Origin of the sequence: Pseudomonas sp. ML96 (genome assembly GCF_000761545.1) — a bacterium.
In the GTDB taxonomy this organism is placed as follows: Bacteria; Pseudomonadota; Gammaproteobacteria; order Pseudomonadales; family Pseudomonadaceae; genus Aquipseudomonas.
Map to the genome: position 1 here is coordinate 1 of NZ_JPMY01000001.1, position 21,975 is coordinate 21,975.

A 21,975-nucleotide genomic window follows, 5' to 3' on the forward strand; every position below is an offset into this window, starting at 1 on the left:
CTCGAGCCGCCACAGGCTCGGCGGCATGCCGGTCTGGCGGGTGAACACGCGGGACAGGTGCGCCTGGTCGGCGAAGCCGCAGTCCTGGGCAATGTCGGCAATCGAACGCGTGCCCAGCAGCAATTGCTGGGCGCGCTGCAGGCGTTGCTGGGTCAGCCACTGGTGGGGTGACATGCCGGTGCTGCCGTGGAAGGCGCGGGAGAAGTGGCAGCGCGATAGGCCGCATTCGCGAGCCAGCTCGCCGATGCTCAGGCCGCTGTTGAGGTTGGCATCGAGCAGCTGCTTGGCCTGGCGTTCCTGCCAGCTCGACAGGCGCTCGCCCTGTGGCTGGCGCAGATCGATAGCGACGACCTGGTGTTGCGGGCCGGTGAATACCGCGGTTGCCTGACGGATGCCCATGTGCGCGTTCTCCCTGATGCCGAGGCGGGTGCCGCGCGGGGCGGAGCCTGGCGCAGCATGGGAGAAATCATCGCGTCGTCGCGGGCGCGGGGGTAGCGCAGGGTGGGTACCGGAACCGCCAACGCGGGGTCGGAAACGGACAGGCTCATCAGACCCCGCTTCAGCCGAACTGATGGCGGTACTGCGCGGGGGTGAGTCCGAGACGCTCGCCGAACTGCACGCGCATGCAGCGCACGCTGCGGAAGCCGGCGCGGTAGGCCACGGTCTTCAGCGGCAGGTCGCTGCTTTCCAGCAGGTTGCGGGCGCGGTCGATGCGCGCACTCTGCACGAACTCCATGGGCGTCAGGCCCACGTCGCGGGCGAACACCCGGGCGAAGTGGCGCGAGCTCATGCCGGCGATGCCGGCCAGCTGTTCGACGCTGAGCTCCTCGTCGAGGTGTTCGAGGATGTGCTGCTGCACCCGGCTGATCGGCGATTCCTCGCGCGCCACCTCGGCCAGCATCGGGCTGAACTGGGCCTGGCCGCCCTGGCGCTTCATGGCCACCAGCAGCACCTTGGCCACGCTGACCGCGACCTGGCGGCCGTGGTCCTCGGCGAGGATGGCCAGGGCCATGTCGATGCCGGCGGTGATGCCGCCGGAGGTGATCAGCTCGCCGTCCTTGATGTAGATCTGGTCGGTGCCGACGCGCACCGAGGGGAAGCGCTTGGCCAGGCGTTCGGTGTAGTTCCAGTGGGTGGTCACCTGGCGGCCGTCGAGCAGGCCGGCCTCGCCGAGTAGGAAGGCGCCGGTACAGATCGAGCCATAGCGGCGCGAGGCCGTGCTGGCGCTGCGCAGCCAGGGCAGCAGCTCGGCATGTTCACCGTTGTAGGCGCCGGGGCCGCCGGGGATCAGCAGCAGGTCGAAGCTGGTCGGGGCGTCGGCCAGTTTGTGCTCGGCGAGCATGTGCAGGCCGTTGGAGGCGCGTACGTTGGTGTCGGCGGTGCTGCTGATGGTGCTGATGCGGTATTGCCGGTCGCCGGGAAGGTAGCGATTGGCAATGGAGAACACTTCGATCGGCCCGGCCACGTCCAGCATCAGGACATCGGGAAAGAGAAGGATCGCCACGTTCTTCATGCTGCGGTCGCATCGGCTGGTTGAGGGGAAGAAGAACAGAATAGCAATTCTTCCCAACGCCGGGGACCCGCGAGATAGAGCCCACGCGCCGGCTCAGTGGCCAGCGCGTGGGCGGCAGCGCATCAGAAGGCGAAGCAGGAACAGCCGAACGCGCCCCAGAAGCCCTGGTAGTCGCTGATCGGCACCGACGACTGGCGTGCCCGTTCGTGGCTGTGGGCATGCACGGCGCAGCTGCCGACGCACTGGTGCACGGCGGCCACCAGCGGTGCGGCCGGCTTCCAGTGGCCGGGGACCTTGGCCACCGGCGACCAGTCGGGCAGCACTGGCAATTGCGCCGGGCCGAGCTTGTCGAACTCGCCGGCCGAGTACACCACCTCGCCGCCGACCACGGTCAGTACCGACTCGATCCACTTGATGGCTTCTTCCTCGACGCTGAAGAAGTCCGCCGACAGGGCGGTCAGGTCTGCCAACTGGCCAACCTTGATCTGCCCCTTCTTGCCCTGTTCGCTGGAGAACCAGGCGCTGCCGTGGGTGAACAGCTGCAGCGCGGTCTCGCGCGGCAGGCCTTGCGGGTACAGCTCCAGGCCACCGACGGTCTTGCCGCTGACCATCCAGTACAGCGAGGTCCAGGGGTTGTAGCTGGCCACGCGGGTGGCGTCGGTGCCGGCGCCCACCGGTACGCCCTCGGCCAGCATGCGCTGGATCGGCGGGGTGGCCTCGGCGGCCTTGGCGCCGTAGCGGTCGACGAAGTACTCGCCCTGGAAGGCCATGCGGTGCTGGATGGCGATGCCGCCGCCCAGTGCGCGCACGCGCTCGATGTTCTTCGGCGTGATGGTCTCGGCATGGTCGAAGAACCAGGGCAGGCCGTTGAACGGGATGTCGCGGTTGACCTTCTCGAACACGTCGAGCATGCGCGAGATGGATTCGTCGTAGGTGGCGTGCAGGCGGAACGGCCAGCGCTGTTCCACCAGGTGGCGCACCACCGGCTCCAGCTCGGCTTCCATGGTGCCGGGCAGGTCCGGGCGCGGTTCGAGGAAGTCCTCGAAGTCGGCGGCGGAGAACACCAGCATCTCGCCAGCGCCGTTGTGGCGCAGGAAATCGTCGCCCTGGCCGGGTTTGACGATCTTGCTCCAGTTCTGGAAGTCGGCCAGCTCTTCCTTGGGCTTCTGGGTGAACAGGTTGTAGGCGATGCGCACGGTCAGCTGTTTGTCCTTGGCCAACTGCTCGATCACCTGGTAGTCGTCCGGGTAGTTCTGGTAGCCGCCGCCGGCGTCGATGGCGCTGGTCACGCCCAGGCGGTTGAGCTCGCGCATGAACTGGCGGGTGGAGTTGACCTGGTACTCCAGCGGCAGCTTCGGCCCCTTGGCCAGGGTGGCGTAGAGGATCATCGCGTTGGGCCGGGCGATGAGCATGCCGGTGGGCTCGCCGTTGGCGTCGCGGACGATCTCGCCACCCGGCGGATTGGGGGTGTTCTTGTCGTAACCGACCACGCGCAGCGCGGCGCGGTTGAGCAGGGCGCGGTCGTACAGGTGGAGGAGGAACACCGGGGTGTCCGGCGCGGCCTTGTTGATCTCGTCGAGGGTCGGCAGGCGCTTCTCGGCGAACTGGAATTCGTTCCAGCCGCCGACCACCCGTACCCACTGCGGGGTTGGGGTGCGCTCGGCCTGGTCCTTGAGCATGCGCAGGGCGTCGGCCAGCGAGGGCACGCCTTCCCAGCGCAGCTCCAGGTTGTAGTTGAGGCCGCCGCGGATCAGGTGCAGGTGCGAGTCGTTGAGGCCGGGGATCACCGTACGTTTCTGCAGGTCGATCACGCGGGTGCCGGCGCCGCGCAGGGTCATCACCTCGGCATCGCTGCCGACGGCGACGAAGCGCCCCTGGTGGATGGCCACGGCGCTGGCGTTGGGCTTCTCCCGGTCCACGGTGTGGATGCGGCCGTTGTGCAGAATCAGATCGGGGTGCATGGAGCCTCCTTTGTCGGCGCCGAATATCGGCAGGGCGGGCCACAGCGCGCCGGCGGCGCCGAGGACCGAGGACGCGGCGAGGAAGCGGCGTCGGCTGTTGTTGGCGGGGTCGTTGGGCATGGGGCCTCCGGGTTCAGGGCCGATTGAGCCAGGGCGCGAGCCAGCGGGTGACTCGCGGCATGAACAGATAGACCACCAGCAGGACGATGGTCAGGGTGATCAGCGTGTTGCTGGCGAGGTGGCCGCCGAGCCAGGGCAGGGCGGTGAACAGCGGCTGCCAGAGCAGCGGTACCAGCAGGCTGAGCGGCAGGATCACGGCGAAGGTGACGCAGGCCTGTTTCCAGCGTGGCGGCGGGTTCGCTGCCTGTTCCGGGGTGAACCAGAACTCGCGGGCCGGGTGTAGCGTCAGGTCTTCATCGGCGGCCAGCAGCGGGCCGACCTCCTCGATCAGGCGCTTGCGCTCGTCGGAACCGAGCCAGTGCTGCAGGCGTTCGGCGCCGGCAAAGCGCAGCACGCTGGTGAACAGCGCCTGCTCGCCTTCCTTGCCGCGCATCACGTCGACACCCAGGTGCCCGGGGTAACCCTGGGCAGCCTGGACGATGCGCCGCAGCCAGCTCTCGTAAGGATCGAGCTGGCCCTGGCGCACGCGGTGGCGGATCAGCAGGGTGACCACTTCGTCGGTGCTATCCGCTGCCATGTCGTGCTTCCTATTTGAGGTGTTGCTTGAGTTCGACGCCGGCCTGGCGCATGGCGGCCTGCACGGCCGGAACGTGGGCCAGCGGGTTGAGCAGGCCGTAGTCGTGGATCATGCCGTTGTAGCGCACCGCGGTGACGGTGACGCCAGCGGCGTCCAGTTTGCGCGCGTAGGCCTCGCCCTCGTCACGCAACACGTCGAACTCGGCGGTCTGGATCAGAGTAGGTGGCAAGCCCTTGAGCTGCTCGGTGGACGCCTGCAGCGGCGAGGCGAAGCGCTCGGCGCGTTGTTTCGGGTCGGTGGTGTAGCTGTCCCAGAACCACTTCATCAGCGGCTTGGTCAGGAAGTGGCCCTGGGCGAACTGGTTGTAGGAAGCGGTCTCCAGGTTGGCGTCGGTCACCGGCCACAGTAGCAGCTGGAAGCGCAGTTTCGGCACGCCGGCCTCTTTTGCCTTGAGTGCAACCACTGCAGCCATGTTGCCGCCGACGCTGTTGCCGGCCACGGCCAGGCGCGAGCTGTCCACGCTGATTTCCTTGCCGTGTTCGCCGACCCATTTGGTCGCGGCGTAGGCCTGGTCAATGGCGATCGGGTACTTGGCTTCCGGCGACGGCGTGTAGCCGACGTACACGGCCACGGCGCCGGAGTTCACCACCAGGTCGCGGATCAGACGGGCATGGGTCGGGTAGTCGCCGAGCACCCAGCCACCGCCGTGGAAGAACATGAACACCGGCAGCTCACCCTTCACGCCCTCGGGACGGACGATGGTCAGGGCGATCGACTGGCTGCCAGCCTGGATGGTCTTCTCCGACACGCTCACGCCGGACAGGTCGACCTTGACCGAGGCCTGGGCGCCAACCAGCACGGCGCGGGCGTCTTGCGGGCTGAGGGTTTCCAGCGGCTTGCCGCCGCCGGCTTCCAGAGCTTCGAGGAAAGCCTGGGTGTTGTGTTCCACGCCGGGGCTGCCGGCGGCGAAGGCGTTGCCGGTGGCCAGGGCCAGCAGCGAGGCGAGCAGAGTGAGACGGTTCATGTCGATGCTCCTTGTTGTTAGTCGACCAGGGTGAGGGTGACGTCGATGTTGTTGCGCGTGGCGTTGGAATAGGGGCAGACGATGTGCGCGCGCTGGATCAACTCCTGCGCGGCCTCGCGGGCCAGGCCCGGCAGGCTGATGCGCAGCTCGACCTCGATGGCGAAGCCGGTGGGCACGACGCCGATGCCGACCACGCCCTCGATGGAGGCGTCGGCCGGCACGCTGAGCTTGTCGCGCATGCCGACGAACTTCAGGGCGCCGAGGAAGCAGGCGGAGTAGCCGGCGGCGAACAGTTGCTCGGGGTTGGTGCCTTCGCCGCCGGCGCCGCCCAGTTCCTTGGGCGTGGTCAGGGCGACGTCGAGGATGCCGTCGGAGGACACGGCGCGGCCGTCACGGCCGCCGTAGGCTTCGGCGTAGGCGCGGTAGAGGACTTTTTCGATGGACATGGCGATGCTCCCTGGGCGAAGCCGGGCCGCTCGGGGCCCGGCACGCCGCTATCAGTGGCCTTCGGAGGCGTTGAACATGGTCTTGGCGTAGATCAGGCCGAGGCCGTAGGCGCCGCCATGCTCGATGGAGGTCTTCACGGTCTGGTCGTAGGTCTCGCCACGGGCCCAGTCGCGCTGCAGTTCGAGCAGGTACTGCAGGGACGTCATGGGCCGCGCGCCGAGTTGGATCATGCGCTGCAGGGCCATTTCGTGGGCCTCGGTGGAGACGTCGCCGCAGGCGTCGGCAATGACGTAGACGTCGAAGCCCTGATCAATTGCGGAGAGGGCCGGGCCGACGATGCACACCGAGGTCCACAGGCCGGCGAGGACGATCTTGTTCTTGCCGAACTTGTTCACTTCCACGGCGATGCGCGGGTCTTCCCAGGTATTCATGGTGGTGCGGTCGATCACCTTGTACTCGGGGAACACCGACTTGATCTCGTCGAAGATCGGCCCGGAGAAGCTCTTCTCGGCGACAGTGGTGAGGATGGTGGCGACACCGAATTCCTTGGCGGCCTTGGACACCAGGGCGGCGTTGTTGCGCAGGGTGACGGCGTCGATCGACTTGGTGGCGAAGGACATCTGCGACTGGTGGTCGACCATGATCAGGGTGTGATCGAGTGGGTTGAGCAGGGTCTTGCCCGCGGCGGCGGAGGCGGTGGCCATGGTGATGCTCCAGAGGGGGAGAGAGGAGCATCGAGTGTCGCGCCGGGCGCCGCTGCGCTCTTGCATGGCCGTGCCGGTTTTGTAGCGGCGTGCGCAAAAGAAAACGCCCCGTGTTGGCGGGGCGCTGGCTTACGAGGCTACAGGGGAGAGCCAGGTGGGCCTCTGACGGTCGCGCTGGTAGGTGGTGGAGGCCAGTACCTGCACCACGAAGTCTTCCAGGCGTTGTGGCGACAGGCCTCCGAGCACTTCGCTCTGCAGCAGGATCTGTACCGGCGAGGGCACCTGGCGGGTGAGGGTGGCGATCTCCTCCACGGCGTTGAAGCCGCCACGGCCGCCCTGGGTGCAGACCACCGAGATGCGCTGGCGTGACAGATCGTGGTCGCTGAGGAAGGCGCGCAGTGGCGCCGCCAGGGCCTTCATCCACACCGGGGTGAGCAGCACGATGTGCTCGAAGTTCTCCAGCGGCGGGCCTTCGTAGCGGTAATCGGGGCGGCTGCGCAGCCAGGCGTCGAGCATGCAGCGCCAGTCGCCGCTGGCGCCGGCGCGTGGTTTGGCGTCCTGGATCAGCGCCAGCGGCCAGCCGGTGAGGCGGGCCAGTTCGTCGGCGACCAGGCGGGTGTTGCCGGTACGCGAGTAGCACACCAGTAGGATGTCATGCATGGCGAACTCCTTCGCTCGATCCGGGCTGTTCCCGGCCATGACTCCAGCCTACGGGGTAGGCGCCTAAGCGGCTTGATCCGCATCAACGAAGCGGTGGGTCGCACAAACGAAAACGCCCCGCAGGGCGGGGCGTTGGCTGGGACGCGAAGGCTTATTCCTTGACCTTCATGTCCAGCGACAGGTCGCGGGCGGCCTTGGTGGCGAGGATGCCCATCAACTGGCCGATCTCGTCCTGGCGGCTGGCGCTGGCACCGTTGCCCGAGCCGCCCATCATCACGCCCGGTACCGGCGCCTGGGAGGCGGCCTCGGCCCAGACCTTGTTGATCTGCACCAGTGCGTCGAGTTTCGGTTGCAGGGCGCCGTCCGCCTCGATCACCGCTTTACGCGCATAGGCTTCGGCATCGGCGGTGATCTTCGTGGCATCGGCGGTGATCGCGGCCTTGTCGCGCAGCAGTTCGGCGGTCTGCTTCTCGATCTCGGCACGGCCTTTTTCCCGCTCGGCGTTGATTCGCGCCAGCTGCTTCTCGGTCTCGGCCTGGGTGGTGCGCTCGATCTGGTCGCGCAGGGTTTCCTGGCGGCGGGCTTCCACTTCCCTCTCACCGCGGGCGGTGACCAGCAGCTTCTCTTCCTCTTCCTTCAGGCGGTTCTGTCGGGCCACGGCCAGCTCGGCCAGGGCCTGCTGGACCTTGACCATGCGCTGCTTGTACTGCGGGTTGGGGTCGACGTTGGTGATGCGCGCCTCGACCACTTCCACACCGTACTTACGGAACTGCTGCTGCTTGCGCACCGGGATGCCCTTGCTGTCCATGACCTTCTCGGTGACGAACTGGCTGGCGCTGTTGTCGCCGAAGGTGCCCTGTTCGCTGCCGGCCTGGAGGATCGCGGTCTGGCTCGGCACGTGCCCGCGCGGGCCACGCACTTCCTTGCGCTTGATCAGGTACAGGCCGTCGTTGAGCTGGTTTTCGAACTCGGCGGCGAACTCGCTGCGCGCACCGGCGTAGAAGTCGTCGGCGCTCATCAGCGAGGCGGTGGCCTGCAGGGTTTCCTTGATCGCCGGGACCAGGGCGGTGCCGATGAAGTTTTCCGGGTTGCGGTATTCCTGGGCGATGGTCAGGAACTGGTCGCCGCTGGGCAGGCGGAAGCGTGCCGAGGACTCGACCTTGGCGTCGACGTTGCCGAGGAAGACGATGGGGAAGGCTTCGATGGTGGCGCCGAGCGAGTCGTTGTCGCTGTCGTTGTCGATCTTGTTGAGCGACTCGGTGAGCACCGACTGCACGCTCAGGGCCTTCTTCCAGGGGGTGGCGCGGCCGAACCACTTGGTGGCATAGCCGACGTCGTCGACCACTTTTTCCTCGCCGAAGATGGTCCGTACGTGGGTGGCGAAGCCGGCTTCGTTATAGAAGAAGATGCCGTTGAAGCCGGCGAAGCCGACGGCGGCGACCAGTACCGGAATGCCGACGTATTTGATGAGGGAGAGTTTGCTGGCAGGTCCGTTGCTGATGTCCATGATCTGTCCTTGACTGCGGAAAAGGTCCCGCATGCTGCGCAGCCGCCAGCGCAGCGTCAAGTGGCACTGTGCCGGTATGTGGCGCGCCTCGCAGGCACCGATCGGCAGCCGGAACGGCGCATTCGCCAACGCCTATTACACTGTGAAAACCGCCGCACATGGAGTACCTGGGATGGGCAGTGTGCTGACTCGCCATGTTGGTTGGTTTACAGGCTGCCTGCTGGCAACCCTGGCACTCCCGGCCCTCGCCGACGAGGCGGCGCGGCGCTATGGCTGCGAGCAGCCGATCCGCCTGGCGTTGTACGAGAACCGGGTGTTCTATCGCGATGGCCAGGGCATCGATCCGGACATGGTCGCCGAGCTGCAGCGTCGCAGCGGCTGCCGCTTCGAGGTCGGCCTGCTGCCGCGCAGCGAGATCTGGCTGCGCCTACAGAATGGTGGCCTGGACATGGCTACCAGCGGCATCCCAACCGTCGAGCGGCGGCGTTTCGCTTTCTTCCTGCCTTACATGTACCAGCGCAACAAACTGATAGTGCCGGTGGCACTGGCACCGGGCATCTCCAGCTTCGCCGATTTTCAACGCTTGCCCGGGGCGCGCCTGGGGGTTGTTACCGGTTACCGGCACGGTTCCTACTTGGACAGCGGGGTGCGCCTGCTGCGTGCTGCGGGCCGGGTTCAGGAATATCCGGACGACATGGCGCGCTTCACCGCCCTGCAACGTGGTGAGGTGCAGGCGTTGATCGGACATGATCTCAACCTCATAGGCACGTTGCCGGCTGAGGAGCAGTTGCAGTACCGGGTAATAGACGTGGTGCCGGGACCCTCCATCCCGACCGGCATGGTGCTGGCGCGCAGCCGCTTCAGCGCTCCCCAGGCCGCCGAGTGGTTGCGCCTGATCGAGAGCATGCGCCTCGATGGCCGCCTCACCGCCATCCTGCGCAGCCATGCGCCAGCACACCTGGCCGAAGAATTGATGAGCAGCGGTTATCGCTATGAACTGGCCCGAAGGGACGCACGACCATGAGCAAAGCAGTACGCGGCATATCCCTGCAATTGCTGGTCGCCCTGGCCATCATGCTGAGTACCCTGGTACTTGGCGGGGCCCTGGCCTGGCAGGGTTACCACGGTATCCAGCAGGCCCTGGTGGCGGCCGCTGGTGATGCAGCTCAGCAGTTCGGCAAGACTATCAACGAGCGTGCGCGGCGTCTGATCGACCCGGCACAGAGCAGCATCCGTTTGCTCGCCTACGACCCTGTAGCCCAGGCCGACAACCTGCCACAGCGCCTGGATAGTCTGCCGCAGCTGGTCGAGAGCCTGGCTGCCAACAAGATGCTCAGTGCCGCCTATGTCGGCTATCCCAATGGCGAATTCCTGCTGGTGCGCCGCCTGCGTGATCCCGAGCTGCGTCAGCGCTTCGCTGCGCCAGCGTCAACCGCGTTCCTGGTGCAGAGCGTGAGCCAGGGCGAGGGCGGCAGCATGCTCGGCGAGTGGCGCTTCTATGATCGTGAACTGGCTCTGCTCAAGGCCGAGGTCAAGGCGGATTACCGCTTCGATCCCCGCGAGCGGCCCTGGTTCGTCGAGGCTTCCGGACGTGCCAGCACGACACTGACCCGGCCCTATGTGTTCTTCACCACCCGTGAGGTGGGTCTGACCCTGGCTCAACGCAGTATCGACGGCGCGGCGGTGCTGGGCATGGACGCCTCGGTCAACGACCTGGCCAGCGAGACCCAGGATCTGCGCATGACGCCCGGTACCGAGATCGCCGTGGTCGATGGCGAGGGCAGCGTGGTGGCCTATCCGGATCTGGAACGGGTCATCGTGCACGAGGGCGAGGGGCTGCGTCTGTCACGTATTGCCGAGCTGGGCGTGCCCAGCTTGGAGCGGATGTTCGCTGATCCACCTGCGGACAGCAGGCCGCGACCGTATGAGATAGACGGCAAGACCTGGTACGGCATGCGCGTGCCGTTGTCGACTTTTACCGAACAGGACCTCCAGGTGTTGATCTCGGTACCTGCCGACGAACTGCTGGCCAGCGCACGCCAGGTTCTGTTCGAGCAACTGCTGTGGGCCGCGGCGCTGATTACCGTGTTGCTGCTGGTCGGCTGGCTGCTGGGCCAGCGTATCGGCAGCCCGCTGCGCACCCTGGCCGAGCAGGTGCGGGCGCTGGCCGGCTTCGACTTCCAGCGGCAGATCGGCGTGGATTCGCGGGTCAAGGAGGTTGAGGAGCTCAGCCACGTGCTACGGCGCATGTCCGGCACCATTCGCAACTTCCAGTCCATGACCCTGAGCCTGAGCCGCGAAACCCACCTGGACAAGATGCTGGAGGCGGTGCTGGCGCAGCTGGTCGCGGCGGCGAACGTGCTGGGCGGCGCGGTCTACCTGCATGAGGACGGCAGCAGCAGTCTGCGCCTGTCCGCCGAATGTGGCGGCCTGGGTTATCCTGAGGCGTTGTGCCTGGGCGAGGGCAGCCGCGAGGAGCTGGCGCAGGCGGCCGCCAACGAGCTGGAGCTAAAGGGCCATTGCCTGGCCGTGCCGTTGTATGACCGCAGCCACGAGCTGCTCGGCATGCTGGTGCTGCAGGTGCAGGAGGAGCACGAGCGCGACGAGGTGCGCCAGCCGTTCCGCCGCTTCGTCGAGGAGCTGTCCGGCGCCGCCGCCGTAGCCATCGAGACGCGCCAACTGATCGAGGCGCAGAAGCGCCTGCTGGACGCCATCATCAAGCTGCTGGCCGATGCCATCGACGCCAAGAGCCCCTATACCGGTGGGCATTGCGAGCGGGTGCCGCAACTGGCGCAGATGCTGCTCGACCGGGTGGTGCAGGCCAAGGACGGGCCCTACGCGAGCTTCGCCATGAGCGAGGCCGAACTCTACGAGTTCCGCATTGCCGCCTGGCTGCACGACTGCGGCAAGGTCACCAGCCCGGAATACGTGGTCGACAAGGCGACCAAGCTGGAGACCCTGTACAACCGCATCCACGAGGTGCGCATGCGCTTCGAGGTGCTCTGGCGCGATGCCGAGGTCGAGTACTGGCAGGGCCTGGCCGGTGGCGGCGACCAGGAAGCGCTGCAGCTGACGCTGGAGCGGCGCCAGGCCGAGCTGCAGGAGGAGTTCGCCTTCGTCGCCGGCGCCAATGTCGGTGGCGAGTTCATGAAGGACGAGGACATCGAGCGCCTGCGCCACATCGGCCAGCGCCGCTGGCTGCGCCACTTCGATAACCGCCTGGGCATTTCCCACGATGAGTCGGAGCGCTTTGCCGCGGTGCCCCGCGTGCAATTGCCGGTGGAAGAGCCGCTGCTGGCCGACCGCCCTGAGCACCTGGTGCCCTGGGGCGAGCGCAAGCCGCCGGTGGCCAAGGGCGATCCGCGCAACGTCTGGGGCTTCGATATGCGCCTGCCGGCCAACGCCTATAACTACGGCGAGCTGTACAACCTGGCCATCCGCCGCGGCACGCTGAACGAGGAAGAGCGTTTCAAGATCAACGAGCACATCGTGCAGACCATCATCATGCTCAGCACCCTGCCGTTCCCGCGCCAGCTCAAGCGCGTGCCGACCATCGCCGGCAGCCACCACGAGAAGATGGACGGCACCGGCTACCCGCGTCGCCTGGGGCGCGACGAGATGAGCGTGGCCGAGCGGGTAATGGCGATTGCCGACATCTTCGAGGCGTTGACCGCCGCTGACCGCCCGTACAAGGCGCCGAAGACGCTATCGGAGTCGGTCAAGATTCTCGCCTTCATGGCGCGCGACCAGCATGTCGACGCGCAGCTGTTCCGCCTGTTCCTCAGCAGCGGGGTGTATCGCGAGTATGGCGAGCGCTTCCTGCGCCCGGAGCAGATCGACGAGGTGGACGTCGACTACTGGCTGGGCCAGGTCGAGCTGGAAGCTCAGTCCTGACGGGCGATGGTCTGTTCGACCAGGGGGCAGCTGGCGGCGTTGAGGTAGGCGGATTTCTCCAGCCACTCGGCCTGCGGGTAGTAGGCGAACAGGTAGCTGCCGCGCTGCAGGGCGTCGATCAGCTGGCCGGCGATGGCCGGGCGCACGGCGGGACAGCCCTGGCTGCGACCGAGGCGGCCGAGGCCAGGCACCACGCCCGGGTCTGCATAGGCGGCCGAGTGCATGACGATGGCGCGTGCTTCGCTGTTGTCGTTGAAACCCGCTTCCAGGCCGCGCAGGCGCAGGGAGCGACCGTGCTTGCCGCTGTAGGTCTGGCCGGTCTGGAACAGGCCGAGGGACGACTGGTAGCTGTTGGGGCGGTTGGAGAAGCTGGTCGGCACGTCGGCGCCGCTGTTCTTGCCATGGGTCACCCACTCTTCGAACAGCAGCTTGCGCGCGGCCAGGTCGAAGACCCACAGGCGCTTCTGCCGCGAAGGGCGCGAGTAGTCGATCACGGTCAGCAGCTGCTCGACCTTGCCCTGGCCGGCGCACTGGTAGGCGGTAAGCGCCAGTTTCAGCGCGACGGGGTTGGCCTGCGGGGCCAGGCGCTGCAGCGTTTCGACATTGGGCAGCGTGGCGGCTTGGGCCAGGCCGGAGAAGATCAGGACGACGAAGGCTGCAGCCAGTCGATTCAGCATCGAAGGAATACCTGCACGGAGCGTGGGGCTATGAATGCGGGCGCATTCTGCTCGAAATTTGTCCAACTGCCGATCATTTTTTGACCGGCGGCGCAGTTTCCTCGGGTTCGGTGTTGATCACCGTCATTTGTCCGTCGCTGCGGGTCTCGCGGCTGGCGCTGAGGTCGGTGATCACCAGGGTGGTGCCGATGTCCATCGCGTCATGCAGCTGGCGCAGGAAGTCCTTGTCGACGCTGACATGGCCGAGCTGGTCGGCCGGCGTGCCGCCCGCCTGCGGGTCGCTCAGGGCCACGGCGGACCAGCGCAGCGGCGGCGCCGGGTCGAACTCGCTGGCTGGCGGCTTCTGCAGCAGGGAGAACACCGCCATGCCGTGCGGCAGCTGGGTGCCGCTGGCCAGCACCGGCGCCGAGCCGATCAGCTCGCCGCCACGGAACACGTAGACGCGCAGGTCGGCGCGGCTGATCAGGATCGACAGTGGACCGTGATCGCTGCCAGGGTCGTTCAGGTAGGTGCTGCCGGCGACCTGTGGTTCGCCCGCTGGCTTGCCGTCGGCCACCAGCGGCGCCAGCAGGCCGGGGTGGTTCACCTCGCTCGGTGCGCTGTGGCTGTCGGTGATGACCACCGTGGTGCTGCCGAAGCCGGTGATCTCGTAGAGCTTCTTGGCGAACTCCAGCGGCAGGTGCACGCAGCCGTGGGAGCTCGGATAGCCGGGCAGGCTACCCGCATGCAGGGCGACGCCATCCCAGGTCAGGCGCTGCATGTAGGGCATCGGCGCGCTGTTGTAGAGGGTCGAACGGTGGCTGACGCTCTTCTGCAGGATGGTGAACACCCCGGTGGGCGTGTCCTTGCCGGGGCGGCCGGTGCTGACCGTGGTGACGCCGATGACGATGCCGTTGCGGTAGATGTAGGCGCGTTGCTCGGTGAGGCTGACCACCAGGGTGATCGGGCCTTGCGGCGAGACTTCCGGGTACCACAGGTACTGCCCCGGCTTGAGCGTCTTCAGCTCCTCGCGCAGCTGGTCGGCGGCGGGCAGCTTGAGTGGCTCGCCGTTGGCGAGCATGGGCAGGAACAGGGCCAGGCAGGCCAGTAGCAGGCGTGTCATCGCTTCCCCCAAGCAATGGCTTTGAGGGCAGCTTAGCAGGCGAGCCGCGAGCTAGAGCGGGAAGGGCACCTGATTCAGGCCCTGATCATCTACCTGCAGGGCCCAGCCCTGTTTGTCCCAGTCGCCGAGGACGATGCGCCGGGCCGGCTGGCCGTTCACCTGCAGCTCGTGCACGGCGGGGCGGTGAGTGTGACCGTGAATCAGCGTGCGCACACCATGCTCGGCCATGATCCGCGGCACTTCGTCCGGAGTCACGTCGATGATCTCGCGGGCCTTCATGCTGGTCTGCGCGCGGCTCTCGCTGCGCAGCTTGCGCGCCAGCTTGTGGCGGGTGGTCAACGGCAGGTTGCGCAGGATGAACAGGCTGAGCGGGTTGCGCAGCAGGCGGCGCAGCTTCATGTAGCCGACGTCCAGGGTACACAGGCTGTCGCCGTGCATCAGCAGCACCGGTTCGCCATTGAACTGCACGGTGCTCGGCTCTTTCAGCAGGGTGCAACCGGCTTCGCGGCAGAAGGCGCGGCTGATGAGGAAATCGCGGTTGCCGTGCATCAGGAAGATGCGCGTACCGGCATTGCTCAACTCGCGCAGGGCGCGGGCGATGCTGTGCTGGAAGGGCGACATGCCGTCGTCGCCGATCCAGGCCTCGAAGAAGTCGCCGAGGATGTACAGCGCCTCGGCCCCGCGGGCGCGGGTCTGCAGGAAATGCAGAAACGCCCGGGTGATGTCCGGGCGTTTCTCTTCCAGGTGCAGATCGGAGATCAGCAGGATCATCGAATCACTCGACGATTTCGGCCTTCTCGATGATCACGTCTTCCACCGGTACGTCCTGGTGGCCGGACTTCATGGTGGTGGCTACACCCTTGATCTTCTCGACCACGTCCATGCCCTCGGTCACCTGGCCGAACACGGCGTAGCCCCAACCCTGCATGGTCGGTGCGCTGTGGTCGAGGAAGGTGTTGTCGGCGACGTTGATGAAGAACTGCGCGGAGGCCGAGTGCGGGTCCATGGTACGGGCCATGGCGACGGTGCCGACCTTGTTGGAGACGCCGTTGTTGGCCTCGTTCTTGATCGGGGCGCGGGTGGATTTCTGCTTCATGCCCGGCTCGAAACCGCCGCCCTGGATCATGAAGTTGCTGATCACGCGGTGGAACACAGTGCCGTTGTAGTGGCCGTCACGCACGTATTGCTCGAAGTTGGCGGCGGTTTCCGGGGCCTTGTCGGCGAACAGTTCCAGGGTGATGACGCCATGGTTGGTGTGCAGCTTGATCATGGAGATGCGCTCTCGAATTCGGGCAAGGCGGGCAGGGCGGCGGCGCGTTCGCGCCAAAAGGCCACTCCCGGTCGCTTTGCGGCTGTCAGGGGGTTGACGGGTTGGGTATCATACGGGCTTTGTCTCGACCGGCCTACCTCCCGCGCGGAGGCCGCACCGCATCTAAGGACACCATGAGCAAGCCCACCGTCGAAAAAGCCGCCAACTTCCTGCGCCCCGTCGTCCAAGCCGACCTGGACAGCGGCAAGCACGCCAAGATCATCACCCGCTTCCCGCCGGAGCCCAACGGCTACCTGCACATCGGCCACGCCAAGAGCATCTGCCTGAACTTCGGCCTGGCCCAGGAATTCGGTGGTGAGTGCAACCTGCGTTTCGACGACACCAACCCGGCCAAGGAAGACCAGGAATACATCGACGCGATCAAGGCCGATGTGCAGTGGCTGGGCTTCCAGTGGGCCGGTAGCGAGCACTACGCCTCCGATTACTTCGACCAGCTGCACGCCTGGGCCGTCGAGCTGATCAAGGCCGGCAAGGCCTTCGTCTGCGACCTCAATGCCGAGGAAATGCGCGAATACCGCGGCAACCTGACCGAGCCGGGCAAGAACAGCCCGTTCCGCGAGCGTTCGGTGGAAGAGAACCTGGACCTGTTCGCCCGCATGAAGGCCGGCGAGTTCCCGGACGGTGCCCGCTCGCTGCGCGCCAAGATCGACATGAGCTCGCCGAACATCAACCTGCGCGACCCGATCCTCTACCGTATCCGCCACGCCCATCACCACCAGACCGGCGACAAGTGGTGCATCTACCCGAGCTACGACTTCACCCACGGTCAGTCCGACGCCATCGAGGGCATCACTCACTCCATCTGCACCCTGGAGTTCGAGGACCATCGCCCGCTGTACGAGTGGTTCCTGGCCAACCTGTCGGTACCGGCGCAGCCGCGCCAGTACGAATTCGCCCGCCTCAACCTGAACTACACCATCACCAGCAAGCGCAAGCTCAAGCAACTGGTCGATGAGCAGCACGTGGCTGGCTGGGACGACCCGCGTATGTCGACCCTGTCCGGCTACCGCCGCCGCGGCTACACCCCGGCTTCGATCCGCACCTTCTGCGACATGATCGGCGTCAACCGCGCCGGCGGCGTGGTCGATATCGGCATGCTGGAATTCGCCATCCGCGAGGACCTGGACGCCAACGCCGCGCGTGCCATGTGCGTGCTCAAGCCGCTGAAAGTGGTAATCACCAATTATCCGGAAGGCCAGGTCGAGAACCTCGAGCTGCCGCGCCATCCGAAGCAGGACATGGGCGTACGCGTGCTGCCGTTCAGCCGCGAGATCTACATCGACGCCAGCGACTTCGAAGAAACCCCGCCGGATGGCTTCAAGCGACTGATTCCGGGCGGCGAAGTACGCCTGCGCGGCAGCTACGTGATCCGCGCTGACGAGGCGATCAAGGATGCTGCCGGCAACGTGGTCGAGCTGCGCTGCTCCTACGACGAGAACACCCTGGGCAAGAACCCGGAAGGCCGCAAGGTCAAAGGCGTGATCCACTGGGTGCCAGCCGCCGAGAGCGTCGAGTGCGAAGTGCGCCTGTACGACCGCCTGTTCCGCTCCGCCAACCCGGAGAAATCGGAAGAGGGCGGCAGCTTCCTCGACAACATCAACCCGGATTCGCTGCTGGTGCTCACCGGCTGCCGCGCCGAGCCGTCGCTGGCCAACGCCGCAGCCGAAGAGCGTTTCCAGTTCGAGCGCGAAGGCTACTTCGTCGCCGACCTGAAGGACTCGCAGCCTGGCAAGCCGGTGTTCAACCGCACCGTCACCCTGCGCGATTCCTGGGGTCAGTAAATGGCACTCTCCATCTACAGCACCCTGAGCAAGGTCAAAGAGCCGTTCCAGCCGCTGGTGGGCAACCAGGTGCGCATGTACGTGTGCGGCATGACCGTGTACGACTTCTGCCACATCGGCCACGCCCGCGTGATGGTCGCCTTCGACGTGGTCACCCGCTGGCTGCGTCAGCGCGGCTACGACGTGACCTACGTGCGCAACATCACCGACATCGACGACAAGATCATCAAGCGCGCCAACGAGAACGGTGAGCCGTTCGAGGCGCTGGTCGAGCGCATGATCGCCGCCATGCACGAGGACGAGGCGCGTCTGTCCGTGCTGCGTCCGGACATCGAGCCGCGTGCCACCGGGCATATCCCCGGCATGTTCGCGATGATCCAGACCCTGATCGACAAGGGCTATGCCTACGCTCCGGGCAATGGCGACGTGTACTACCGCGTCACCAAGTTCGAAGGCTACGGCAAGCTGTCGCGGCGCAAGATCGACGAGCTGAAGATCGGCGCGCGCATCGAGGTCGACGAGATCAAGGAAGACCCGCTGGACTTCGTCCTGTGGAAAGGCGCCAAGCCAGGCGAGCCGAGCTGGGAGTCGCCCTGGGGCGCCGGGCGTCCGGGCTGGCACATCGAGTGCTCGGTGATGTCCACCTGCTGCCTGGGCGAGACCTTCGACATCCACGGCGGCGGCCCGGACCTGGTGTTCCCGCACCACGAGAACGAGATCGCGCAGAGCGAGGCGGCCACCGGCAAACTCTACGCCAAGGCCTGGATGCATGCCGGCGCGGTGCGCGTGGACGGCGAGAAGATGTCCAAGTCGCTGGGCAACTTCTTCACCATCCGCGAGGTACTGGAGAAGTATCACCCGGAAGTGGTGCGCTACCTGCTGGTGTCCAGCCACTACCGCAGCCCGATCAACTACTCCGAAGACAGCCTCAAGGAAGCCAAGGGCGCCCTGGAGCGCTTCTACAACGGCCTCAAGGGCCTGCCGGAAGTGGCACCGGCCGGTGGCGAAGCCTTCGTCGAGCGCTTCGGTGCGGCAATGGACGACGACTTCAACTCGCCGGAAGCCTGCGCCGTGCTGTTCGAGATGATCCGCGAGGTCAACCGCCTGCGTGAGTCGGACGAACAGGGCGCCGCTGGTCTGGCTGCCCAGCTCAAGCAACTGGCCGGCGTGCTCGGCGTGCTGCAGCTGGAGCCGGATGCGTTCCTCCAGGCTGGCGCCGCCGGCAAGGTCGATGCTGCCGAAGTCGAAGCGCTGATCGCCGCGCGTCTGCAGGCTCGTGCCGACAAGAACTGGGCGGAGTCCGACCGCATCCGCGACCAGATCACCGCCATGGGCGTGGTGCTGGAAGATGGCAAGGGCGGCACCACCTGGCGCCTGGCCGAGTAAGCGGCTGCGTTGCATGAAAAAGGCCGCTCTCGAGCGGCCTTTTTCATGGCTGGCGAAGGGTGGCTAGCGGTTGTCGAAGCGGGTCACCACCAGCATCTGCACTAGCGCCATGCCGATCAGGAAGGCGATCACCAGGCCCCAGCTGCCCTGTGCGCTGTGGATCAGCGCCACGGCCGTCATGGCCAGGGCCGAACCGATATTGCCGACCACCACCAACAGGGCGTTGGCGCTGGCCGCCTGCTCGGTGCCGACCAGCTCTTCAGCCAGCGTCAGCAGCAGGGCATAGCAGGGCAGCTGGCACAGGCCGAGCAGCGCCGCATAGAGCGTAGCCGCGGCTTGGCTCTGGGCATGGAACAGCAGCCAGATGGTGCTGATCACGCCGACGCCGCAGCCTAGCAGCACGCGCTTTCTGCTCTTCAGTCGTTGCGCCAGCGGCTCCACCAGCAGCGAGCCGAACACGCCGCCAGCGATCAGCAGCATGCCCGTGATGGCCAGGGCGCTGGCGTCCAGGCCATTGCCGGCGAGTATCGGTTCCAGGCACAGGGTCAGCGCATTGAACAGGCCGAAGCCCAGCAGTGCCGCCAGTAGCAGCGCCCCCAGGCCGGGGGTATAGAGCAGGTCGAGCCAGCCGGGGCGCGCGCTTTGTGCCTGGCTGGTGCTGGCGGGCTTGCCTCGCTCGCCGCTGCAGAGAATGAACAGTGCACTGGGCACTAGAGACGCCAGGGCCAGGCCGCTCAGGGTAGCCTGCAGGCCGTAGCTGGCGAACAGCAGCGGTGGCAGGCCCAGGCCAAGGGCGAGGCCGGCGAACATGCCGGCGGTGCTCAGGCCGATGGCCTTGCCGCGTTCTGCCTCGGGGAACCATTCCGCGGCCATCTTGGCGGCGCCGGTGATGATCAGCGGCTGGCCCAGGGCAATCAGCAACTGGCCGAGCATCAGGCCGGCGAAGGTCTCGCTGGCCAGGCGCACGGGCACGGCCAGGGCCATCAGGGCGATGCCGAGATGGGTGCCATGGCGGAAGCCGAAACGGTCGATGAAGCGCCCCGCCGGCAGCGACAGCAGCACGCAGAAGATGGGGAAGATCAGCACGCCGGCGCTGGCCTGCAGCTCCGACAAACCATACAGCTGCTGGATATGCGACAGCAGGGGAATCAGGTTGGTGACCAGCAGCTGGTTGAAGCACAGCACCAGCGTGTAGCTGGCGGCCACCAGCCAGCGCTTATGCCGCAGCAGGCCCGGCAGGCCTGGGCTGGCGGCTTGGGTTTGCGGGCTCGATTCGGTCGGCAGTCTGTCCATCGTCTGCGGTTGCCTCACTGCATGGCTGGGGCCTGAGCGAGCGCCAAGGCTTCAGCGAAGGTAGCGGGGCGACGGGCATCTGCCTAGCCGGACGATGTGCTTTTTCAGCGTTTGCCCGCGTACCAGATCACCCGGCTGACGCCACGGGTGACGGCCACATAGGCCAGGCGCAGGCTCTCGTCGCGCATGGCCTGGTCGTAGCTGTTGCGGAACAGGCCGCAGTGGCCGTACAGCGCGTTGCGCAGCGGATGCGACTCGGGGCTGCCGCCCTCGTCGAGGATGATCGCCACCTCGCCCTGCAGACCCTTGGCGCGGTGGATGCTGTAAGCGCGTACCGGCAGGCTCGGGTCCAGCTGGGCCTGCACTTGCTTCAGCGCGTCGTTGCGCCTCCCCAGCAGCAGCACCGGGTTGCGCTCACGGCTGCCGCGTTGGGCAACATGCGCGCACTGCGCGGTGATTTCCTGCAGTAGCTCGGGCAACTGGCGCTTGAGGTCGAAACCTTCGATGCGGCGCACGCCGTGGTCGCCCGGCTGCGTGGTCTTGATTGCCTGGCTGCGCTTGGCCTGCTTGCAGGCGACGCCCTCCAGCAACGCCTCGGCATCGCGCAGGATCGGCTCGATGCTGCGGAAGTTGCTGGTCAGCATCAGCACCTGGCTCTTGGCTTTGCCGCGGCTCGGGAAGTGACGGTCGAAGTCGAGGAACAGCTCCGGCGAGCTGCCCCGCCAGCCGTAGATCGACTGCCAGTCGTCACCGATGGCCATCAGGCTGACCGCCTTGCCGCGGCCGGCCAGCGCGCGGTGCACGGCCTGCAGCCAGTGGACGATCTGTGGCGAGATGTCCTGAAACTCGTCGATCAGCAGATGGCGCAGCGGCTCGATGGTCTCTGCCGGCAGCTCCTCGGAGTTGACCAGGCGCTCGCCGAGCTGGCGGAAGGCCGCGTCGAAGGTAATGACGCCTTGTGCCTGCAGCAGTGCCTGCAAACGCGTCCAGAAGCTGGCGAGTGCTTGCAGGAACAGGCGCTCGCGCGGCGCGCAGTTCAGCGTGGTGGTGTCGATGCGGTCCGGGCGCAGGCCGAGGCTCTCGGCGAAGCAGCCTTGCTGGTAGAAAGCCTCGAATAGCGGCGTGGCGCGTAGTTCGCCGGCCAGGCGCAAACCCTCCTGCGGCGGTTTGCCGACGGTCTCGGGCATGGCCACGCCGAGCAGCTCATGCACCTGCTGGCGGAAGGCGGCATCGCTGACGTAGAGATCGTCGTAGGCCTGGCGTAGCAGGCGCTGTTGCGCGGGCGGCAGGCGGCCGCCGGCGGGGGCGTCCGGCTCCTCGCTGGCGCCGCTGCCGAGCTGCTCGAACCAGCTCGGTGCACTCAGCAGCGCCTTGGCTTGTTGCGCCATGGCCGAGTGGAAGGTGCGCACGCACTGGCGCGCCTGCGCCTCGTCGAAGGGAAATTGCCAGAAGGCCAGCAGGCGCAGCAGTTGGCCGCGCAGTTCGGCGCAGGAGGCGTTGGTGAAGGAGATCACCGTGAGGCTGGCGGCGGGAATCTGCAGGTGGCAGAGCATGAACACCACGCGTAGCAGCAGGGTGGTGGACTTGCCCGAGCCGGCACCGGCGAAGATGCGCGCCAGCGGGGAGCGGCAGAGGATCATCGCCCACTGCTCGTCGGATGGTGCGCCGATCAGCCCGGCCGCCACCGCCTCGGCGACGCTGGCGCGCATGGCGGCGACCTGGCTGTCGTTGACCTTCAGGCGGGCGCTGGAATAGATGCCGGTTGGGGCGGGGGCAGGGCCGTCGCTGGCCTTCTTCTTGCGCCCGCCGGCCTTGGCCTTGCCGCTGGCGGTGCGCTTGGCGCGCGGTTGTGGCTGGCGCAGCCGGGCTGCGGCTTCACGCTCGGCGCGCAGGTATTCGGTGGTGCGGGGGAAGTAGCGCGCTAGGGCGGCGGAGAACAGCGCCTTATAGCGTTTGACGGCGGACAGCATGGCAACTCGGAAAGCAGGTGCGGCCGGCC

19 protein-coding genes are annotated in these 21,975 nt (G+C 66.7%); 4 read left to right on the forward strand and 15 right to left on the reverse strand.

All coding sequences use genetic code 11. The annotated features are described in order from the left end of the window. The 9 genes from IP89_RS00005 to IP89_RS00045 all read right to left on the reverse strand — a co-directional run. The coding region (locus IP89_RS00005; protein ID WP_156114952.1) for an AraC family transcriptional regulator at positions 1-399 on the reverse strand (399 nt) is incomplete at its 3' end. Positions 400-559: 160 nt separating this feature from the next. After that, positions 560-1,513, reverse strand: coding sequence for a GlxA family transcriptional regulator (locus IP89_RS00010; protein WP_043306839.1), 954 nt, complete (start codon positions 1,511-1,513; stop codon positions 560-562). A 122-nt stretch (positions 1,514-1,635) separates the two neighbouring features. Next, positions 1,636-3,594: an amidohydrolase gene (locus IP89_RS00015; protein ID WP_043306840.1), complete on the reverse strand. Its 1,959-nt coding sequence runs from the start codon at positions 3,592-3,594 to the stop codon at positions 1,636-1,638. Positions 3,595-3,607: 13 nt separating this feature from the next. Further along, positions 3,608-4,171: an antibiotic biosynthesis monooxygenase gene (locus tag IP89_RS00020; protein ID WP_043306841.1), complete on the reverse strand. Its 564-nt coding sequence runs from the start codon at positions 4,169-4,171 to the stop codon at positions 3,608-3,610. Positions 4,172-4,181: 10 nt separating this feature from the next. Then, positions 4,182-5,195: an alpha/beta hydrolase gene (locus IP89_RS00025; protein ID WP_156114953.1), complete on the reverse strand. Its 1,014-nt coding sequence runs from the start codon at positions 5,193-5,195 to the stop codon at positions 4,182-4,184. A gap of 17 nt (positions 5,196-5,212) precedes the next feature. After that, positions 5,213-5,641, reverse strand: coding sequence for an organic hydroperoxide resistance protein (locus tag IP89_RS00030; RefSeq protein WP_043306843.1), 429 nt, complete (start codon positions 5,639-5,641; stop codon positions 5,213-5,215). Between the two features lie 51 nt (positions 5,642-5,692). Next, positions 5,693-6,346: a hydrolase gene (locus IP89_RS00035; RefSeq protein WP_043306844.1), complete on the reverse strand. Its 654-nt coding sequence runs from the start codon at positions 6,344-6,346 to the stop codon at positions 5,693-5,695. A 129-nt stretch (positions 6,347-6,475) separates the two neighbouring features. Beyond that, complete coding sequence (locus IP89_RS00040) at positions 6,476-7,006, reverse strand: flavodoxin (RefSeq protein WP_043306845.1); 531 nt, start codon at positions 7,004-7,006, stop codon at positions 6,476-6,478. A gap of 151 nt (positions 7,007-7,157) precedes the next feature. Then, positions 7,158-8,513, reverse strand: coding sequence for an SPFH domain-containing protein (locus IP89_RS00045; protein WP_043306846.1), 1,356 nt, complete (start codon positions 8,511-8,513; stop codon positions 7,158-7,160). Positions 8,514-8,685: 172 nt separating this feature from the next. Here IP89_RS00045 and IP89_RS00050 point away from each other — a divergent pair, with 172 nt between their 5' ends. Further along, positions 8,686-9,537 (forward strand): ABC transporter substrate-binding protein, encoded by an 852-nt coding sequence (locus IP89_RS00050; protein WP_081963127.1) that lies wholly within the window; start codon positions 8,686-8,688, stop codon positions 9,535-9,537. Next, positions 9,534-12,407, forward strand: coding sequence for an HD domain-containing phosphohydrolase (locus tag IP89_RS00055; protein ID WP_043306847.1), 2,874 nt, complete (start codon positions 9,534-9,536; stop codon positions 12,405-12,407). The genes IP89_RS00050 and IP89_RS00055 overlap by 4 nt, the downstream gene beginning before the upstream one ends. Here IP89_RS00055 and IP89_RS00060 read toward each other — a convergent pair. The 4 genes from IP89_RS00060 to IP89_RS00075 all read right to left on the reverse strand — a co-directional run bounded on the left by IP89_RS00060 (position 12,398) and on the right by IP89_RS00075 (position 15,456). Next, positions 12,398-13,084 (reverse strand): murein L,D-transpeptidase catalytic domain family protein, encoded by a 687-nt coding sequence (locus tag IP89_RS00060; protein WP_043306848.1) that lies wholly within the window; start codon positions 13,082-13,084, stop codon positions 12,398-12,400. The genes IP89_RS00055 and IP89_RS00060 overlap by 10 nt on opposite strands. A 73-nt stretch (positions 13,085-13,157) precedes the next feature. Continuing rightward, on the reverse strand, positions 13,158-14,186 hold the full coding sequence (locus IP89_RS00065; protein WP_052080895.1) for a L,D-transpeptidase: 1,029 nt from the start codon (positions 14,184-14,186) through the stop codon (positions 13,158-13,160). Between the two features lie 51 nt (positions 14,187-14,237). After that, positions 14,238-14,957, reverse strand: coding sequence for a UDP-2,3-diacylglucosamine diphosphatase (lpxH, locus tag IP89_RS00070; protein ID WP_043306849.1), 720 nt, complete (start codon positions 14,955-14,957; stop codon positions 14,238-14,240). Between the two features lie 4 nt (positions 14,958-14,961). Beyond that, positions 14,962-15,456: a peptidylprolyl isomerase gene (locus IP89_RS00075; RefSeq protein ID WP_043306850.1), complete on the reverse strand. Its 495-nt coding sequence runs from the start codon at positions 15,454-15,456 to the stop codon at positions 14,962-14,964. Positions 15,457-15,629: 173 nt separating this feature from the next. Between IP89_RS00075 and IP89_RS00080 the strand changes: the two genes are divergently transcribed. Both IP89_RS00080 and cysS read left to right on the forward strand, forming a co-directional pair. Next, positions 15,630-17,297 (forward strand): glutamine--tRNA ligase/YqeY domain fusion protein, encoded by a 1,668-nt coding sequence (locus IP89_RS00080; protein ID WP_043306851.1) that lies wholly within the window; start codon positions 15,630-15,632, stop codon positions 17,295-17,297. Continuing rightward, the gene (cysS, locus tag IP89_RS00085) at positions 17,298-18,683 is read left to right on the forward strand and encodes a cysteine--tRNA ligase (protein ID WP_043306852.1); all 1,386 of its coding nucleotides are present in this window, start codon (positions 17,298-17,300) and stop codon (positions 18,681-18,683) included. It abuts the gene before it with no gap. 63 nt (positions 18,684-18,746) lie between these two features. On the opposite strand, the gene IP89_RS00090 is transcribed toward cysS, so the two are convergent. Together IP89_RS00090 and IP89_RS00095 are read right to left on the reverse strand one after the other, a co-directional pair. Continuing rightward, positions 18,747-19,976 (reverse strand): CynX/NimT family MFS transporter, encoded by a 1,230-nt coding sequence (locus tag IP89_RS00090; protein ID WP_052080896.1) that lies wholly within the window; start codon positions 19,974-19,976, stop codon positions 18,747-18,749. A gap of 104 nt (positions 19,977-20,080) precedes the next feature. Continuing rightward, positions 20,081-21,946, reverse strand: coding sequence for a DEAD/DEAH box helicase (locus tag IP89_RS00095; RefSeq protein ID WP_043306853.1), 1,866 nt, complete (start codon positions 21,944-21,946; stop codon positions 20,081-20,083). Between the last annotated feature and the right edge of the window lie 29 nt (positions 21,947-21,975).

What these genes read in the sequence shown, in the direction of transcription:
- IP89_RS00010 (WP_043306839.1), bottom strand. Translation starts at nt 1,513, where the DNA reads ATGAAGAACGTGGCGATCCTTCTCTTTCCCGATGTCCTGATGCTGGAC.
- IP89_RS00015 (WP_043306840.1), bottom strand. Translation starts at nt 3,594, where the DNA reads ATGCCCAACGACCCCGCCAACAACAGCCGACGCCGCTTCCTCGCCGCG.
- IP89_RS00020 (WP_043306841.1), bottom strand. Translation starts at nt 4,171, where the DNA reads ATGGCAGCGGATAGCACCGACGAAGTGGTCACCCTGCTGATCCGCCAC.
- IP89_RS00025 (WP_156114953.1), bottom strand. Translation starts at nt 5,195, where the DNA reads ATGAACCGTCTCACTCTGCTCGCCTCGCTGCTGGCCCTGGCCACCGGC.
- IP89_RS00030 (WP_043306843.1), bottom strand. Translation starts at nt 5,641, where the DNA reads ATGTCCATCGAAAAAGTCCTCTACCGCGCCTACGCCGAAGCCTACGGC.
- IP89_RS00035 (WP_043306844.1), bottom strand. Translation starts at nt 6,346, where the DNA reads ATGGCCACCGCCTCCGCCGCCGCGGGCAAGACCCTGCTCAACCCACTC.
- IP89_RS00040 (WP_043306845.1), bottom strand. Translation starts at nt 7,006, where the DNA reads ATGCATGACATCCTACTGGTGTGCTACTCGCGTACCGGCAACACCCGC.
- IP89_RS00045 (WP_043306846.1), bottom strand. Translation starts at nt 8,513, where the DNA reads ATGGACATCAGCAACGGACCTGCCAGCAAACTCTCCCTCATCAAATAC.
- IP89_RS00050 (WP_081963127.1), top strand. Translation starts at nt 8,686, where the DNA reads ATGGGCAGTGTGCTGACTCGCCATGTTGGTTGGTTTACAGGCTGCCTG.
- IP89_RS00055 (WP_043306847.1), top strand. Translation starts at nt 9,534, where the DNA reads ATGAGCAAAGCAGTACGCGGCATATCCCTGCAATTGCTGGTCGCCCTG.
- IP89_RS00060 (WP_043306848.1), bottom strand. Translation starts at nt 13,084, where the DNA reads ATGCTGAATCGACTGGCTGCAGCCTTCGTCGTCCTGATCTTCTCCGGC.
- IP89_RS00065 (WP_052080895.1), bottom strand. Translation starts at nt 14,186, where the DNA reads ATGACACGCCTGCTACTGGCCTGCCTGGCCCTGTTCCTGCCCATGCTC.
- lpxH (WP_043306849.1), bottom strand. Translation starts at nt 14,957, where the DNA reads ATGATCCTGCTGATCTCCGATCTGCACCTGGAAGAGAAACGCCCGGAC.
- IP89_RS00075 (WP_043306850.1), bottom strand. Translation starts at nt 15,456, where the DNA reads ATGATCAAGCTGCACACCAACCATGGCGTCATCACCCTGGAACTGTTC.
- IP89_RS00080 (WP_043306851.1), top strand. Translation starts at nt 15,630, where the DNA reads ATGAGCAAGCCCACCGTCGAAAAAGCCGCCAACTTCCTGCGCCCCGTC.
- cysS (WP_043306852.1), top strand. Translation starts at nt 17,298, where the DNA reads ATGGCACTCTCCATCTACAGCACCCTGAGCAAGGTCAAAGAGCCGTTC.
- IP89_RS00090 (WP_052080896.1), bottom strand. Translation starts at nt 19,976, where the DNA reads ATGGACAGACTGCCGACCGAATCGAGCCCGCAAACCCAAGCCGCCAGC.
- IP89_RS00095 (WP_043306853.1), bottom strand. Translation starts at nt 21,946, where the DNA reads ATGCTGTCCGCCGTCAAACGCTATAAGGCGCTGTTCTCCGCCGCCCTA.